This window comes from Lysinibacillus sp. NPDC097231 (assembly GCF_044761885.1).
GTDB lineage: Bacteria > Bacillota > Bacilli > Bacillales_A > Planococcaceae > Lysinibacillus.
Genome location: NZ_JBIWDH010000009.1, coordinates 35829 through 51397, shown reverse-complemented (window position 1 = coordinate 51397; position 15569 = coordinate 35829). Strand labels below are relative to the sequence as shown.

Below are 15569 nucleotides of genomic sequence, written 5' to 3'. Positions count from 1 at the left end.
TTCATTCCCCCTAAACTGTTTGAGTTTGATGTGTACGGAATTCTTTTCCGATAATATCTTTTGCAATAACCATTTGATTTGCTTGTGCTGTACCGTCCCCGATTTCTAAGCCAATTACATCACGCAATCGTTGCTCTAACGGCAACTCTTTTGTATATGCATAGTGTCCATTCAGCAGAAGGCATTCATGAATAGCCTCTACGCTGTATTTTGGACCAAGCCATTTCACACTCGAAGCTTCTTTTGAATGTTTTTGCCCTTGGTCGCGTAACCATAATCCACGGTAAGCTTGCCATTTAATGAGTTCCAGTTGTGTATGATGTGTCACAATAGGGAACGAAACAGCTTGATATGTGGCTAAGGGGCGCCCGAATGAGTGCCGAATTTTTACGTGTTCAATTGTTTCATCAATACTTTGCATCGCGGCGCCAACACATTGTAAACCAATAAGTAACCGACTTAAGTCGAAGCCGTTCATTACTTGTGAGAATCCTTGATTTTCTTGCCCAATTAGGTTTGTTCCTGGAATGCGTAGATCGTGCATATAAATCGAGCCGCGTCCAATAGGGATATTCCCCATATCTTCATAGCCTTTAGCTTCAAATCCATCGACATTAGATGGTACAAGGAATGCACTAATTCCCCGATTTCCGAGCGAAGGATTCGTTTTAGCAAAGACGATGAAAGCATCTCCACATGTAGCAACACTAATGCCAGATTTTTCACCGTTTAATACATATTCATTGCCTTCATGGCGTGCCGTCGACGTGATGCCTCCAGCATCTGTTCCTGCAGCAGGTTCTGTAATAGCAATGCCAACAATTTTTTCACCACTTGCAATTTGTGGTAACCATTCATTTTTTATTTCCTCACTTGCGTGTTGGGTAAGAATTTCCCCGATTAGACCATTTAACATAACGGAGTATGTTAAGTTAAAATCACCACGCCCAATCTCTTCTGCTGCAATGCCTGTTGTGATACAATCTGCTCCGACACCACCATATTGTTCGGGAATACGAAGCCCTGTAACCCCTAAATCACCAAGCTTTTTCCAAAGATGTCGGGGTGTGATGCCCTCACGATCCCATTTTGTATAGTGTGGTAATAACTCTTCCTTTGCGAAGGCCTGTAAAATTTTACGGAATTGCTCTTGTTCATCAGTAAATTCAAAATTTAGCATAGGCGAAATCCTCCTCCTAGGAATTAAATGTGTAGTTTTCGATAATAGTTGTAATGCCCTGTCCACCGCCAATACAAAGCGTAGCGAGACCATACCTACCATTACGTCGCTGTAATTCATAGACAAGCTTTGTTAAGATAATAGCCCCTGTTGCACCGATAGGATGACCGAATGCAATAGCGCCACCATTAACATTCACTTTTTCTATTTTAAATTTTCCTTCTTGAATGACAGCAAGAGCTTGAGCAGCAAACGCTTCATTGAGTTCAATTAAATCAATATCATCAAGTGTTAAATTTGCCTGAGCAAGTGCCTTTTCTGTGGCTGGTACAGGCCCAATACCCATGATTTCCGGTGCTACGCCAGCGACTGCTTGTGCAATAATTTTTGCTTTTGGTGTTAAGTCATACTTTTTTACCTTTTCTTCACTCATAAGTAAAAGGGCAGAGGCACCATCATTTCGACCACTTGAACTGCCTGCTGATATGGTTCCGTCCTCTTTGAATACAGGCTTTAGTTTTGCTAATTGTTCAAGGGAAGTTTGACGCGGATGTTCATCTGTATCGATGATTGTCGTCGATTTTTTTGTTTTTATTTCATATGGAATGATTTCATCGTGAAATAGCTTGTTTTCGATTGCTGCTAGTGCAAGCTCTTGGCTACGTAAAGAAAATGCATCCTGTGCTTCTCGAGAAATATGATATTTTTCAGCTAAGTTTTCAGCTGTTAAACCCATGGTGATATGCCCGTATATGTCAGTTGGTTGCGAATTGACTTGGCTCTCCGTATTAGAGTCATATAAAACAACATTCCCTACACCCAATCCGTAACGGGCTTGACTTAAGTAAAATGGAGCTGTACTTAAGCTTTCTGTGCCACCGGCAATAATGACGTCGTTTAGACCAAGTGCGATTTGCTGTACGGCATTATTTACTGCTTGTAAACCAGATCCACATTGACGGTGAACAGTATAAGCAGTAGTTTCAATTGGAATATTGGCACGTAACGATGCCACACGTGCAATATTTGCCGCTTCACCGCTTTGCCTAGCCTGACCTAAAATGACTTCATCGACTTGAATAGGGGATGGCTGTCTATTGAGAAGTCCTTGTATCACATGTGCTGCTAGCTTGTCAGCTCCTATTTCTTTAAAGGCACCCCCGATTTTGCCAATGGGTGTGCGGACTGCATCGACAATATACACATCTCTCATACATTCACGCCTTTTTTGTTGCTATATTCACGTCCCAACTCGGAAGCGATAATATTACGTTGGATTTCAGAAGTCCCTTCGTAAATGCGTGTGATACGGGCATCGCGGAAGTAGCGTTCAATTGGATAGTCTTTCATATAACCAAGCCCACCATGAATTTGTAGTGCTGTATCAGCAATACGGTTATATACTTCAGAACCGAATAATTTTGCTATTGCTGCTTCTTTTACAACACGTTCTCCTTGATCGACCATCCAAGCAACGCGATATGTCAAAGCGCGCAATGCTTCTATTTGCATCGCTATATCAGCCAACATATGCTGGATTGCCTGAAAGTTGAAAATAGGTTGATCAAATTGCTCACGTTCTGCTGTATGTTGCATGGAATGCTCTAATAGTTTTTCGGAAGAGCCTAAGCAACGAGCAGCCATACCTGCTCGCCCATTTGCTAAAATTTTCAACGCATTTACGTACCCGGCCCCTTCTAATCCAAGTAAGTTTTTAGCCGGGATTTCAACATTTTCAAAAAATAGCTCAGCTGAGTTTGAGCCGCGTAATCCAAGTTTCTTTTCGGGTGCACCAATTTCAAAACCGGGCATTCCTTTTTCTACGATAAACGAGCTAATTCCCTTTGCGCCTTTCGTTGGATCTGTCACCGCCATGACCGTAAAGACATGGGCGTCGTGTGCATTTGTAATATAATGCTTGGAGCCATTTAAAATATACTTTTCGCCTTTGCGCACAGCTGTCGTTTTTAAATTTGCTGCGTTTGAACCAGCAGATGGTTCAGTTAAGGCAAATGCACCAATCCATTCACCAGTTGCCATGCGTGGTAAATATTTTTCTTTTTGAGAAGGGGAGCCGAACTCCACGATGCCAACAGAGCCAATACCAATATGACAAGAAATTAATGTAGTAAATCCGTTATGTGTTTTCGCTAATTCCTCTAATATGGCACATTTACTGACCATATCAAGTCCAAGCCCACCATATTCTTCAGGAATACTTAAACCAAATAGGCCCATTTTTTTTGCCATTTCTACAAGGTGTGGGGGAATCGTATTTTGGTCTTCGATTTGATTTGCAAATGGTTCTACTTCATCCCGAATAAACTTTTGTACTAAGCCCTTTAACGCTAAGGTATCCTGACTAAATGAAAAATTCATCATATAACCCTCCTCTATTTATTTGTGAAGTTTGCCGGTCGTTTTTCGATAAATGCTCGTGTTCCTTCTGCTTTATCTTCTGTACCGAAGAGCAGGGAAATAGCTAACTTCTCCATCCATTGTGCAGTCTGCATATCTACATCAAAGCCATGGTGTACAGTTTGTTTAGCAAGATGTATAGCGATGGGACTCTTTTTCAAAATAGCTTCGGTAATTTCTTGTATCTGTTGTTCTAGCTGTGCTTCTTGACAGTAATAGGTTGCGATTCCGATTTGCTGTGCTTCTTCACCTGAAACCATTCTTCCTGTGAGGATAAGATCGAGCGCACGTCCTTTACCGATAATGCGTGCAAGTCTTTGGGTACCACCCGCACCAGGTAAAATCCCTAAACTGAGTTCAGGTAATCCGAATTTCGCCTTTTCCGTTGCGATGCGTATGTCACAAGCGAGTGCCAATTCGCAGCCACCGCCGAGTGCGAAACCATTAATAACAGCAATAGTCACCTTAGTGCTCTGTTCGATTTGATTGTATACACCTTGCATGCCTAGGACTAAACCATCTAAAGATGTTCGTTTTTCTAATGATTTAATATCGGCGCCAGCAGCGAAAGCCTTCCCTTCAGCTCCTTGTACAATAATGATGTGGATGGCCGATTCTTTTTCTAAGTACGTAAAAGCTTCTTGCAATTCTTTTACCATTTTTTCATCCAGTGCATTGAGTACTTCTGGTCGATTGAGCGTTATATAGCCAATCTGTTGAACGATTGAAAGATGAATATAATCAAGTGTTAGCATGTTGTTCACACTCCTCATAGTTATAAAATCCTTTACCTGTTTTTCTGCCTAAGCGACCAGCCTTTACATATTTTACTAATATCGGGCTTGGGCGATATTTTTCACCAAGTGTTTTGTGTAAATACTCTAGTGTGCGTAATCTTGTGTCTAGTCCGACTAAATCACCCATTTCAAGGGGACCCATAGGATGGTTGAGCCCTAGCTTGATTGCTTTATCGATATCCTCAGCAGATGCTACGCCTTCCATCAGCATGTTCATTGCTTCATTCCCAATAAGAGCATTCATGCGGGAAGTAACAAATCCGGGAAATTCATGAACTTCAACTGACTCTTTTTGCATTTGTTTAGCAATTTGTTTAATAGTTTTAACGGTTTCATCGGATGTATCGAGACCGCGGATGATTTCAATAAGCTTCATTTTGTGTACCGGATTAAAGAAATGCATAGCAAGCACTTTATGTGGCCTGTTTGTTTGACAACCAATTTCCGTTGGGCTAAGTGATGATGTATTCGTTGCTAAAATGGTCTCAGGTGGGCAAAGTGTATCGAGTTGTTTAAAAATCGTAGTTTTAACCTCAATACGTTCAACGACAGCTTCTATCACGAGTTCAGCATTAGTAGCAGCTTGTTCGATAGAAGTCGTATATTGAATTTGCTCCACTGCTTGTTGTTGCTGTGTTGAGATAAATCCTTTAGTCATGCTTTGTCTTGCTATTTGTTCTATTTCTTGTTGGGCTCTTTGTAAGCTAGTGGTAGAAATATCATGCAATGTTACCGTGTACCCGCTAATTGCGGCGGTATAGGCGATACCTCTTCCCATAATGCCTGCACCGATAATAGAGATTGAGTTAACCATGCACTTCACTCCTTTATATTTTTGATTTTTCTGACAATAGTAGAGGGATTAACGTCTAGGATTTTCGCCATTTGACGATAGGAAATATTTTTTTCGTTTAGTAAAAGAAGCAGTTCTTTTTCTAGCTCTTTCACGGCCGTTTTTAGCGGTAAAATATCATTTACGATAATCGGCTTTTTGCTTATGTCCTCTTGAACAGCTAGTAATTGTTTAATATGAAAAGCATGAAGAAGGATTCGGTTAGATGATAAAACATGCTGTTCTAATAATGAGAAAATTTCTGTGAAGTTTTCTGCCCATTGTTGCCGCAATAGAAATTGAATCGCATCTGCAGTTAATGTAATAGAACGATTATGTTTTTCGTTTAGGAGATGAATAAAATGTTGAATAATTGCTTTTGCTTCTTCTGATCGTTCAGCTATTGACGATACATGAAACGTAATGGAATTAATCAAATAATAAAGTTTTTCGCTGAAATTTGGTGTTGAATCAAAGGAAACATCCAAACTAATGGAGGCCATGATTCGAATATTTATGGTGGAACTCTGTTGTTCTATGAGGGAAGCAAGTCTTTCTTGTAACGTAAAAGGTAAATAATCAATATTTTTGAAGTATAACGTACCATTTGTAGCGAGAGAAAATAAATAATAACCTTCAATTGAAGTAGAAAATAATAAATGCTCCAATTCATCTTTTGTTTTTGTTCGGCAATCAATCTCGATAAAGGGTGCCTTTTTACGTTCACTATTCAACACAATTTGTTTAGCTAATGTTGAACGACCTGAGCCGATTTCTCCTTTAATCAAGACAGAGGAACTTACTTTAGCAATTTGTTTAATTTTGTTCATAAGCTCTGGCGGATACTGAACAATTAATTCATTTTTTAAAGTAAAAACATGATGAAGCTGCTGCTGAAGTGCTTTCATTTTTTTTAGATGGTGAGACATTGTCGTAATATTGGAAATACGTATAACGATACGATCAATTGAATTTTGCTCTTGATTGACGATAATAGAAAAATGAAAATCTAGTACTTGTTGATGCCGATTTGTCATGCGAATGGTATTTTGTATTTTTTTATTTTGTATTATTTCTTGCAGTGCATGAGAAAATCTAACACGTTGTGACTCTTCATACATAATAGATACATAGAATTGATGAAATAAAGCATTCTGACGCAGAATATCTCCGGCTGGATTCATAATGGCAATGCCATGATCACTCGTTTCCAGTAGCATTTCATTTTCACGGACTAGTTGCCGGTACGTTTCTAATTCAGAGGTGAGGGATTCCATTTTTGAAATGTCCTCAAATACACCAACAGCTCCAACAAGCTGTTTGCCATCAAAAATTGGTTCACGGTGAGAAATGTACCAACGTTTGCGCACCTTATATTTTTCTACTTGTCCCTGTCCTGTTTGAAGTACTTGTAGCAATCCTTTTGGTGGAACCACGTCAGTAATAAAGCGACCAATTGCTTTTTCAAGTGGGACACCAGAGATTTTTTCACCTGCTTGATTCATCATCGTGATATTACCTTGAATATCGACCGCCATTATGCCGCTCGGTACGGCTTGAAAAACGGTCTTATAATGTTTTAATTGAAACTGATGCGCTTGTGCAACAGCTTCATAAAAGGTTGCTTTATCGATGCATCCTATATATTTATTATCGTGCTTAATAATGAGTAAATGTGTATCTATCGGCCATTCATATTCAGTAGATGGAATATGTGTAAGGACAGTAAATTGTTTATGAATCATACGTGTAAATGCCTTTAATTGATCAATATCTTCTATATAATCAATTCCAATCTTCATGCAATATTGTAATAGGTCCATTGCGTTAAAGAAGCCTTCTAATTTTCCGAAACGCCCAATAATGATACCATAATGATATGATTGAGTTGTCATTGTATTTAAGAGATGCACTAGGGTAGTCGTATCACTAGGGAAAACTCCAATCGGTTGTAACTTCATAGCATGTTCCATGGAAAGCCTCCTTTCTTCATAGAGATGCAAATGTGCAACATAATTTGTATTTTCGTCTAATAACTATCGAGCTAGTGGTGCGAAATTGAAAGTATCTTGTTAATAAAACTAACATATTCTCTTTTGTGTATCAAATATGCTTTTTCTGTTTTTGGATTGTCCTTGGTGTATATTGATGGGGTTATGATATTGATAAAATATAAAGTGATGCATATAGGCAACACTCTTGAAGAAATTGTATGATGGCAAAGAAACAAATGAAATGGTCGGAGGAAAATACTTTCTAAGTATAGTAAAAAATAGTTACTAATTTTTTATATTGAGTGGATTGATGCATAAATATAAAAGGAGTACGTGTAAATTCAAATCTTAACTCCTGATTTTATTTCTGGAGTAGCAATGGGTACTTACTATGAAATAATTTTCGAAAGACCACAAAATATATAAGTTTTTAAAGTAATATATGGAATTTATATTTCTTTTTTAATAAGAAATAAGCCACGATTATTTTTAATCGTGGCCTTATTAATGTACCAACAATTCACAGTTAGTGAAGCTGTGTTAATACATATTCATAAATTTCATCCGATGATTTATTAAGAGCTATGGAGAACTCTGAAAAAATGGTATCTTGTAAAGATTTCAGTAATTTCTCTTCTTGGTTAGGGAATTTTTTTTCAGTAGCGCTATATTCGAGTTTTTTTCGTAACAATGTGTTTAACAGGTTTGCTTGTTTTTGGCGATTACCGGATTTAATTATTTCTAGATGAAATCTCAATCGATGAGTACTTTGTTCAATCCATTCCACGCCAGGTGATGTGAATGAATGTAAAATATTGAGTGCTTCTTCTTTTTTAATAATGTCTCTAAGCCGTTTTTGGGAGTTGTCAACAGGGATACGGATGAATAATTGTGGTTCATTTTGTGGTTTTAAAACGTAATAAGTTTTAGTAATGTCGTTAAAGGTTTGTTCACAAATATCTTCAATAGAACAAAGTCCGTGTGATGAATAAATGACTACATCGCCAACATTGTACATGTATATTCCCTCCAACAAACTATATTGTCAACTTGGTTGACTAAATTCATTATAAGCAATTAAAAGAATTTTGTCAACTTGATTGACGATTGCTGTCGTTTTTTTGTATAGTAATAACGAAAAATATGGAATGAAGGTGAACTAGTTGAAGGACGAATTGCAGAATCGAGATGTAATTGATTTATTAAGCGAACGTCACGAACTACTTCGACGACTTGCTGAAGAGAAGTGGAATAAACATAATAATATTTATATTTCAAACTCAGAATGGTGTATTTTAGGGATGGTTTATAAAAAACAACCTATGATTTCTGATGTTGCTAAGGATGTTGATTTTACAAGACAAGCAACTCATAAATTTATTAAAAGTTTGGAAGCAAAAGGTTTGGTGAAGGTCATAAATGTCGAACATAGTAAAAAACATAAAGCCATTCATATGACTGAATTTGGTCAAGACTGTTTTGAAAAGAACGAACATTATAAAGCTGAAATTGAACAACAACTGATCAATACTATAGGCGAAGATCAAGTGACGAACTTAAAAAAAATATTAATGCTTAATTGGAATGGGTATTTGGAAGCATAAGATTTTTTGATTTAGTGATGCAAACAAATCCTAAAATAGCGTATGAATAAAAAAGTAATAAACTATTTTTAACAGTAGACCAAATACTGCTATGAAAAAAGCTAAAAGCCTCTCGCGTACTACTATACGAAAGAGGCTTTTTAATGTGGCGATAATATTTAATGTTAAAAAGTCTAAAATTAAGAACAATTGTAGAGGAAAAGTTTGGTTAGAAATCAAAAATAAGCAATTGTTTTTCCTATATGGACTCCATAAAAGTTATTCAACCTTCTCTTGCTCTACAAATAAAGCTCCATTTTCATATGCTAAACGGTATATGGCACTTTTTTCTTCAGTACCAAATTGCGCGTTTTCTTCAATGACAAACTTTTCATTATTTTTTGTTTGGAAATAATAAGTGCCTACTGTTCCTATTTCATATTCATAAATGACTTCCTTAATATCCTGCCATTCATATGTGATTTGATGATGAAATTCTTGGAAAACAATTTGTGTTTTCTGTATAGCAATATAACTTAAAAGAGAAAAGTAGCCTAATACCAGACTACTCGCGATTGTTATGACCGTAATCGAATAAGTGTATTTATTTCTTTTGAATCCAAGCATAATCACCGTTATAATCATTAGCCCAAGTGCGAGAGAAAGCATAACAAAGTTTTTTGTTAGTGTGATTAAAACAATATTTTCTCTACTAAAATAGAACGTCTGCGAAATAGCAAATGGCAACATGAAAACAATGATGGGAGATACTAAAAACAGCGCTATCGCCAAAAGAAAAAACTTTGCCCTAGGTGATAGTTCGTTTAACATAAACCTCCTCCTTTGCGAATGAAAGAATATGCAGTCTTTTATTTAGTGTAACATATTCACAAAATTGGTTCATATACGTATTTTGGTACTAAGAGTTTGGATTGACGAAAAAATTCTGAACTAATACTTCTATACATAGAAAACAAGCAGTTATAATAACGATATAGGGGTGAGTGTTATGAAAAAAGATAGAGGAAAAGTTTGGCTAGGGGTTGCAGGGGTTACTGTAAATGAGCTTGGTCAATGGCTCGTTGTCAAAAAAGCTTATAGCGGTTTAAAGGGACGATGGTCATTGCCAGCCGGTTTTGTCGATGCGGGTGAAACTGTAGATGAAGCTGTTGTCCGCGAATTAAAGGAAGAAACAGGTATCGATTGCTACGTATCTGGCTTAATCGGTTTTCGAACGGGTGTTATTCGTGGTGAAATCAGTGATAATATGGCGATATTTTATTGTCGAATGAAAGATGAGCAGCAAAAGATTTGTATTCAGGAAAATGAATTATTAGAAGCAAAATGGATATATCCAAAGGAGCTTGCACAAGATGAAATGACTTCCGTTATGTTAAGGGAAATGGCATCCAATCAATTTGAAAAGCACCAATTACAGGGGATCGATGGTATTAATCCAGGGGACGTATTTGGTTATTCATCCTATCGATTGTTCTTTAAAAAATAAAGTGACAGAGGAGGAGACCTATGATGGAACTATTTTTGTTTATGCTTGAGCGAGTAGGGCTAATCATCGTGTTTGCCTTTTTAATGTCAAGATGGCACCTTTTCCGAGGGATGCTATTTCAGGATCAAGGGAGTAAAGAAAAAATCTGGCTTATTGTGATTTTCAGTGCATTAAGTATTGTTAGTAGCTACACAGGGATAAAAATCGAAAGTGGCAGCATTCATCCTTTGAATAAAATGATACATAGCACGATAAATGCAGAGGAGGCTATTGCCAATACGAGGCTAATTGGCGTGGCCATTTCCGGTATTTTTGGCGGGCCACTTGTTGGTGTAAGTGTAGGCCTTATAGCAGGAATTCACCGTATCAGCCTTGGAGGTTTTACAGCAGTTGCCTGTGGGGTTTCGACAATACTAGCTGGGTTTATAACAGGGGGATTAAGTAAGCAATTAAAAATACGCCAAACCTTTTCCTATAAAAAAGCTGTTGTGATTGGAATCTGTGCAGAAACTATACAAATGATTGTTATTTTAGTAGTCGCAAAGCCATTTGAACAAGCGTTGCAATTGGTGTCTTTAATTGCGCTACCAATGATCATGATGAATGCCTTTGGGATTTTCTTATTTTTCATTATTATTAAAACCTTTATTGATGAAGAAGAGCGCACCAAAGCAATACAAACACATCAAGCATTTTCAATTGCTCAACAAACAATTGAACATTTCCGCAAAGGATTAAATGAAGAATCGTGCCAAACGGTTGCAGAAATCATAAAAAGAGAAATAAAGGTTGATGCAGTTGCGATTACTGATAAAAAAGGGGTTTTAGCACATGTTGGAGTAGGGGAGGATCATCATTTAATTCATCGAGAAATAATGACCTCTTTAACAAAGCGTGTATTAGTAGAAGGGCGTATTATTACAGCTACTTCTGCTAAAGAAATCAATTGTCCACATGAAGGATGTCCGTTAAGTGCTGCAATTGTCTTACCATTAAAAGTTCAGCATAAAACGGTAGGTAGCCTAAAACTATATTTTATAAATGCTACTTCGTTAACAGGAGTAAAGAAGGAGCTTGCTGAGGGCCTAAGCCGACTATTTTCCTCACAGCTCGAATATGCTGAAATTGAGCAACAAAGAAAGTTATTAAAGGATGCCGAAATTAAAGCGCTACAAGCACAGGTACACCCACATTTCTTTTTTAATAGTCTCAATACCATTTCAAGCTTGATACGAACGGATGCAGATGAAGCTAGGGTATTATTGCTAAAGCTTAGTACATTTTTTAGGAGTAATTTGCAGGGAGCCCGTCAAATGTTGATACCATTAAAAAATGAGATCGACCATGTAGAGGCCTATTTGTCGATAGAGCAAACAAGATTTCCGAATCGTTATGATGTGCAATTTCAACTGGATGAATCGCTTTTTGACGTACAAATTCCCCCATTTACCTTACAGCCACTTGTCGAAAATGCCATTTCCCATGCCTTTAAAAATCGTAAGGAAGGCAAAATTAATGTCAAAGTACAACAAATTAATAATAAGCTACTTCTGTTAACGGAGGATAATGGCTGCGGGATGAGAAAAGAGCAGGTCAAACAGCTTGGCAAAACGATCATGCAATCCGAACAAGGAACAGGGACAGCTTTATGGAATATTTATCAGCGTATTCATGAAATCTATGGAACAGAAGCAGATTTTCATATTTCAAGTACGCTGGATGTTGGCACAAAAATTTTGATACAGCTACCTTTAAAAGCAACAAGATGGGAGTAGATAGATGTTAAATGTTTATATTGTAGATGATGAACCGTTAGCAAGGGCTGAGTTACGCTATTTACTAGAGCAAACAAAGCTAGTTGAGGTGAATGGTGAATCGGAGGATCTGGAGGATTTATTGAAGAATCCAAGGTTTGAGCAAGTTGATTGTGTGTTTTTAGATATTCAGCTTGGTGTCAACAATGGTCTTGAACTGGCAAAACAATTGCAGCAAAGTATCCATAAGCCTGAAATCATTTTTGCGACAGCTTATGATGAATATGCTTTGCAAGCGTTCGAAGTGAACGCCTTTGATTATATTTTGAAGCCTTTTGAGCCAGAGCGTGTACTGAATGCTGTGGAAAAGTTAGTGGCCAAAAGAAACGTGACACAGGAAAAAACGTTGGAAGAATTAAAGCATTTCCAATTGGACAGGCTTGATAAATTAACAGTATATGTGAATGATCGAATTTTACTTATTAAAATACAGGACATTTTATATTGTACGTCTGAAGATAGTAAGACGATTGTTGTCACTGAGAAAGGGAGATATTTTGCTTCAGAGTCTTTAGCCATTCTGGAGAAAAAACTCACTTTAAAAGGTTTTGTGCGTGTACATCGGGCGTTTATCGTCAATTTAGAACATATTGTAGAACTGGAGCCTTGGAGCAGCTCGAAATACAATTTGATTTTGCATAATAGGCATTCGATACCTGTCAGTAGACTTTATATGAAGGATGTACGGAAAATCTTTCAGCTATCGAAATAAATGCATTTCAACAGTAGAAAACTTCCTTTTAACTTTAATTTCTGACATTTCAGTGAATTTAACGAATAATTGTATTATTCATTTGCTATGATGTGGAAAAAGTAAAGGGAGTGTTAAAATGAATGCGATTACAATTGTGATAGGCTCCATATGTATACTGATGATTGCTTATCGTTTGTATGGCATATTTTTCACAAAGAAAGTATTAAAGATTAAAGATGATACACCCACCCCCGCACACGCTTTGGAAGATGGTAAAGACTATGTTCCGACGAATAAATGGGTAACATTTGGGCATCATTTTGCAGCGATTGCAGCCGCTGGACCGTTAGTTGGACCAATTTTAGCAGCACAATTTGGTTATTTGCCAGGGCTCCTTTGGCTGTTAATTGGTGCGGTTATCGGTGGTGCTGTCCATGATGCTGTTGTGTTATTTGCTTCTATGCGTCACGGTGGAAAGTCGCTCTCAGAAGTAATGAAGGAGGAGCTAGGTCCTGTCGCTGGATTCTGTACAGGTCTTGCCATGCTTTTCATTATTACAATCACAATGGCCGGGCTATCAATGGTTGTCCTCGGTGCATTGGAGCGAAATCCATGGGGAACTTTTGCGGTAGGCATTACGATTCCAATAGCGATGCTTGTTGGTATTGCCTATCGTAAAACAGGAAATTTACTGGTGACTTCGACAATAGGGTTTATTTTGCTGCTGATCGGTGTATTTGTTGGGCCAATGATTCAAGGAACAGCATTTGGTGATTTTTTAACGTTTGATCGTGATACTTTAGCTATTATTCTACCTATCTATGCATTCTTTGCGGCAGCATTACCTGTTTGGCTGTTATTAGCGCCGCGTGATTATTTAAGTAGTTTCATGAAAATTGGGGTATTTATTGCCTTAATTTTAGGGGTCTTTTTCGTTAACCCAAGCATTCAATTCCCACCACTTACGGAGTTTATTCATGGCGGTGGACCTGTCATTGCTGGACCTGTCTGGCCGTTTGTATCCATTACAATTGCCTGTGGAGCAATTTCGGGCTTCCATGCTTTTGTGGGCTCTGGGACAACTCCAAAAATGATTGATCGTTGGGAAGATATTCGCATCGTAGGCTTTGGTGCCATGCTTGTAGAATCTTTAGTAGGTGTAATGGCTTTAATTGCGGCAACTGCCCTTCATCCAGCAGATTATTTTGCGATTAACTCAGCACCAGCAGTTTTTGCTACATTAGGGATGGAGCCAGTTCATTTACACGCCTTAGCACAAAGTATTGGTATGGATTTAGAAGGGCGTACAGGTGGAGCTGTAACTTTAGCTGTTGGCATGACTGATATTTTCACGGGAATTCCTTGGTTTGCTAACATGTCTTCCTATTTCTATCAATTCGTTATCATGTTTGAAGCGGTCTTTATTTTGACGGCTATTGATGCAGGAACACGTGTAGCACGTTATTTAATTCAAGATTTTGGCGGCAATGTTTATAAGCCATTGAAGCGTACAAATTGGCTTCCAGGTACAATCTTTGCAAGTGCACTTGCATGCTTTATGTGGGGCTATTTACTGTATTCAGGAGATATCAGTTCGATCTGGGTATTATTCGGCGTTTCGAATCAGTTAATGGCAGCCATTGGTTTAGTATGTGGTGTAACTATGGTATTGAAGGTTGCAGATAAGAGAATCTACGCCTTAACATGCTTCATCCCATTGGCATATTTATATGTAACTGTAAACGTAGCCGGCTATTGGATGGTTAAAAATGTATATTGGAATACAGCAGCTGCTGGTTACAATGTATTAAATGGTATTTTGTCAGTAATTATGTTAATTTTAGGGTTAATCATTGTTATAACGGCCTTTAAAAAATGGGCGGAGCTTTGGAAATCACCGAGGTTTTTATTATCACAAACAGCTTCATAATGTAGAATGCGAAACTATTGAAAACTAATAGACGATTAGTTTTCAATAGTTTTTTTGATGGTAAATATGATTCTACTAGTTGTGGTATCCGCGCGAAGAGAAGAAATACCCGCGGAGAGAGAAGGAAAACCCGACCGAAGGAGAGAGATACAGTGGCCAAAAGGAAAACCTGGCGAAAAAAATAGAATTGATTTGCCTAAATATGACGAACAGGCGAATTCAAGGATATGTTCATTGAAAGCATTGTAGTAATCATGTAAACTAATGAGAGGAAAACGGAGGTTATACATACATGGATGGTCCAGTTTCATTAGTACAGTTAATCATTTCAATTTTGTTATTTTTCGTCATGTTCTTTGGTATCGGATTTTTATTGAATATGCTTCTGCGAATGACATGGTTAATGGCAATTGTGTATCCAATTGTTGTTATCTTTATTATCGATGATGTAAGCTTTTTAGATTATATTTTCAATCCAGGTTCCGCATTTCCTGCACTTTTAGATAAATTGCAAGCACTGCAATTTGTGGATATTTCCATCTTATCTGGTGGTTTTGCAGGTTCAATTGTTGCGGGGATTGTCATGATTTATTTACGTAAAAGTGGATATCGAATGTTTTAACTTATTTCAGTATTCTTCTTTCAATCTGTATCGATGGAGAGATGAATACTGATTTTTTTATCTACATTCAGCAAATGTCTTCTGTGCGAAAGCGAAGCGGTAGCAACAAATGTTTTCTGTGCGAAAGCGAAGCGGCAGCAACAAATGTTTTCTGTGCGAAAGCGAAGCGGCAGCAACAAATGTTTTCTGTGCGAAAGC

The 15569-nt window shown here is 37.6% G+C and carries 14 protein-coding genes; 6 read left to right on the top strand and 8 right to left on the bottom strand.

Features of this window, described 5'->3' with window-relative positions:
* Positions 1-10: 10 nt before the first annotated feature.
* From ACIQXF_RS07935 to ACIQXF_RS07905, 7 genes are all read right to left on the bottom strand, one after another.
* Entirely contained in the window at positions 11-1180 is a 1170-nt protein-coding gene (locus tag ACIQXF_RS07935; protein WP_402781111.1) for an acyl-CoA dehydrogenase family protein, read from the bottom strand.
* Positions 1181-1196: 16 nt separating this feature from the next.
* Positions 1197-2393, bottom strand: a complete 1197-nt coding sequence (locus ACIQXF_RS07930) for a thiolase family protein (RefSeq protein ID WP_402781108.1) — start codon at positions 2391-2393, stop codon at positions 1197-1199.
* On the bottom strand, positions 2390-3559 hold the full coding sequence (locus ACIQXF_RS07925; RefSeq protein ID WP_402781289.1) for an acyl-CoA dehydrogenase family protein: 1170 nt from the start codon (positions 3557-3559) through the stop codon (positions 2390-2392). The genes ACIQXF_RS07930 and ACIQXF_RS07925 overlap by 4 nt, the downstream gene beginning before the upstream one ends.
* Before the next feature lie 14 nt (positions 3560-3573).
* Positions 3574-4353, bottom strand: a complete 780-nt coding sequence (locus tag ACIQXF_RS07920) for an enoyl-CoA hydratase/isomerase family protein (RefSeq protein ID WP_402781105.1) — start codon at positions 4351-4353, stop codon at positions 3574-3576.
* A complete protein-coding gene (locus ACIQXF_RS07915; RefSeq protein ID WP_402781102.1) occupies positions 4340-5209 on the bottom strand; it encodes a 3-hydroxyacyl-CoA dehydrogenase in 870 nt (289 codons plus the stop codon). Before ACIQXF_RS07915 ends, ACIQXF_RS07920 begins: the two co-directional genes overlap by 14 nt.
* A 5-nt stretch (positions 5210-5214) precedes the next feature.
* Positions 5215-7200 carry a sigma 54-interacting transcriptional regulator gene (locus tag ACIQXF_RS07910; RefSeq protein WP_402781099.1) on the bottom strand — a complete coding sequence of 662 codons (1986 nt, stop codon included), beginning with the start codon at positions 7198-7200 and terminating at the stop codon, positions 5215-5217.
* 547 nt (positions 7201-7747) lie between these two features.
* The gene (locus tag ACIQXF_RS07905) at positions 7748-8239 is read right to left on the bottom strand and encodes a CarD family transcriptional regulator (protein WP_402781096.1); all 492 of its coding nucleotides are present in this window, start codon (positions 8237-8239) and stop codon (positions 7748-7750) included.
* 145 nt (positions 8240-8384) lie between these two features.
* On the opposite strand from ACIQXF_RS07905, the gene ACIQXF_RS07900 reads away from it, so the two are divergent.
* Positions 8385-8825, top strand: coding sequence for a MarR family winged helix-turn-helix transcriptional regulator (locus ACIQXF_RS07900; protein WP_402781093.1), 441 nt, complete (start codon positions 8385-8387; stop codon positions 8823-8825).
* Positions 8826-9083: 258 nt separating this feature from the next.
* Here the strand turns inward: ACIQXF_RS07900 and ACIQXF_RS07895 are convergent, their stop codons facing one another.
* Positions 9084-9635 carry a hypothetical protein gene (locus tag ACIQXF_RS07895; protein WP_402781090.1) on the bottom strand — a complete coding sequence of 184 codons (552 nt, stop codon included), beginning with the start codon at positions 9633-9635 and terminating at the stop codon, positions 9084-9086.
* A 178-nt stretch (positions 9636-9813) separates the two neighbouring features.
* Between ACIQXF_RS07895 and ACIQXF_RS07890 the strand changes: the two genes are divergently transcribed.
* The 5 genes from ACIQXF_RS07890 (at position 9814) to ACIQXF_RS07870 (ending at position 15371) form a co-directional block, all read left to right on the top strand.
* The gene (locus tag ACIQXF_RS07890; RefSeq protein WP_402781087.1) at positions 9814-10311 is read left to right on the top strand and encodes an NUDIX hydrolase; all 498 of its coding nucleotides are present in this window, start codon (positions 9814-9816) and stop codon (positions 10309-10311) included.
* A 23-nt stretch (positions 10312-10334) separates the two neighbouring features.
* Entirely contained in the window at positions 10335-12086 is a 1752-nt protein-coding gene (locus ACIQXF_RS07885; protein ID WP_402781286.1) for a LytS/YhcK type 5TM receptor domain-containing protein, read from the top strand.
* Between the two features lie 4 nt (positions 12087-12090).
* Positions 12091-12837 carry a LytR/AlgR family response regulator transcription factor gene (locus tag ACIQXF_RS07880; RefSeq protein WP_402781084.1) on the top strand — a complete coding sequence of 249 codons (747 nt, stop codon included), beginning with the start codon at positions 12091-12093 and terminating at the stop codon, positions 12835-12837.
* Between the two features lie 118 nt (positions 12838-12955).
* Positions 12956-14749, top strand: a complete 1794-nt coding sequence (gene cstA, locus ACIQXF_RS07875) for a carbon starvation protein CstA (protein ID WP_402781081.1) — start codon at positions 12956-12958, stop codon at positions 14747-14749.
* A gap of 292 nt (positions 14750-15041) precedes the next feature.
* Positions 15042-15371 (top strand): YuiB family protein, encoded by a 330-nt coding sequence (locus ACIQXF_RS07870; protein ID WP_402781078.1) that lies wholly within the window; start codon positions 15042-15044, stop codon positions 15369-15371.
* Positions 15372-15569: the final 198 nt, after the last annotated feature.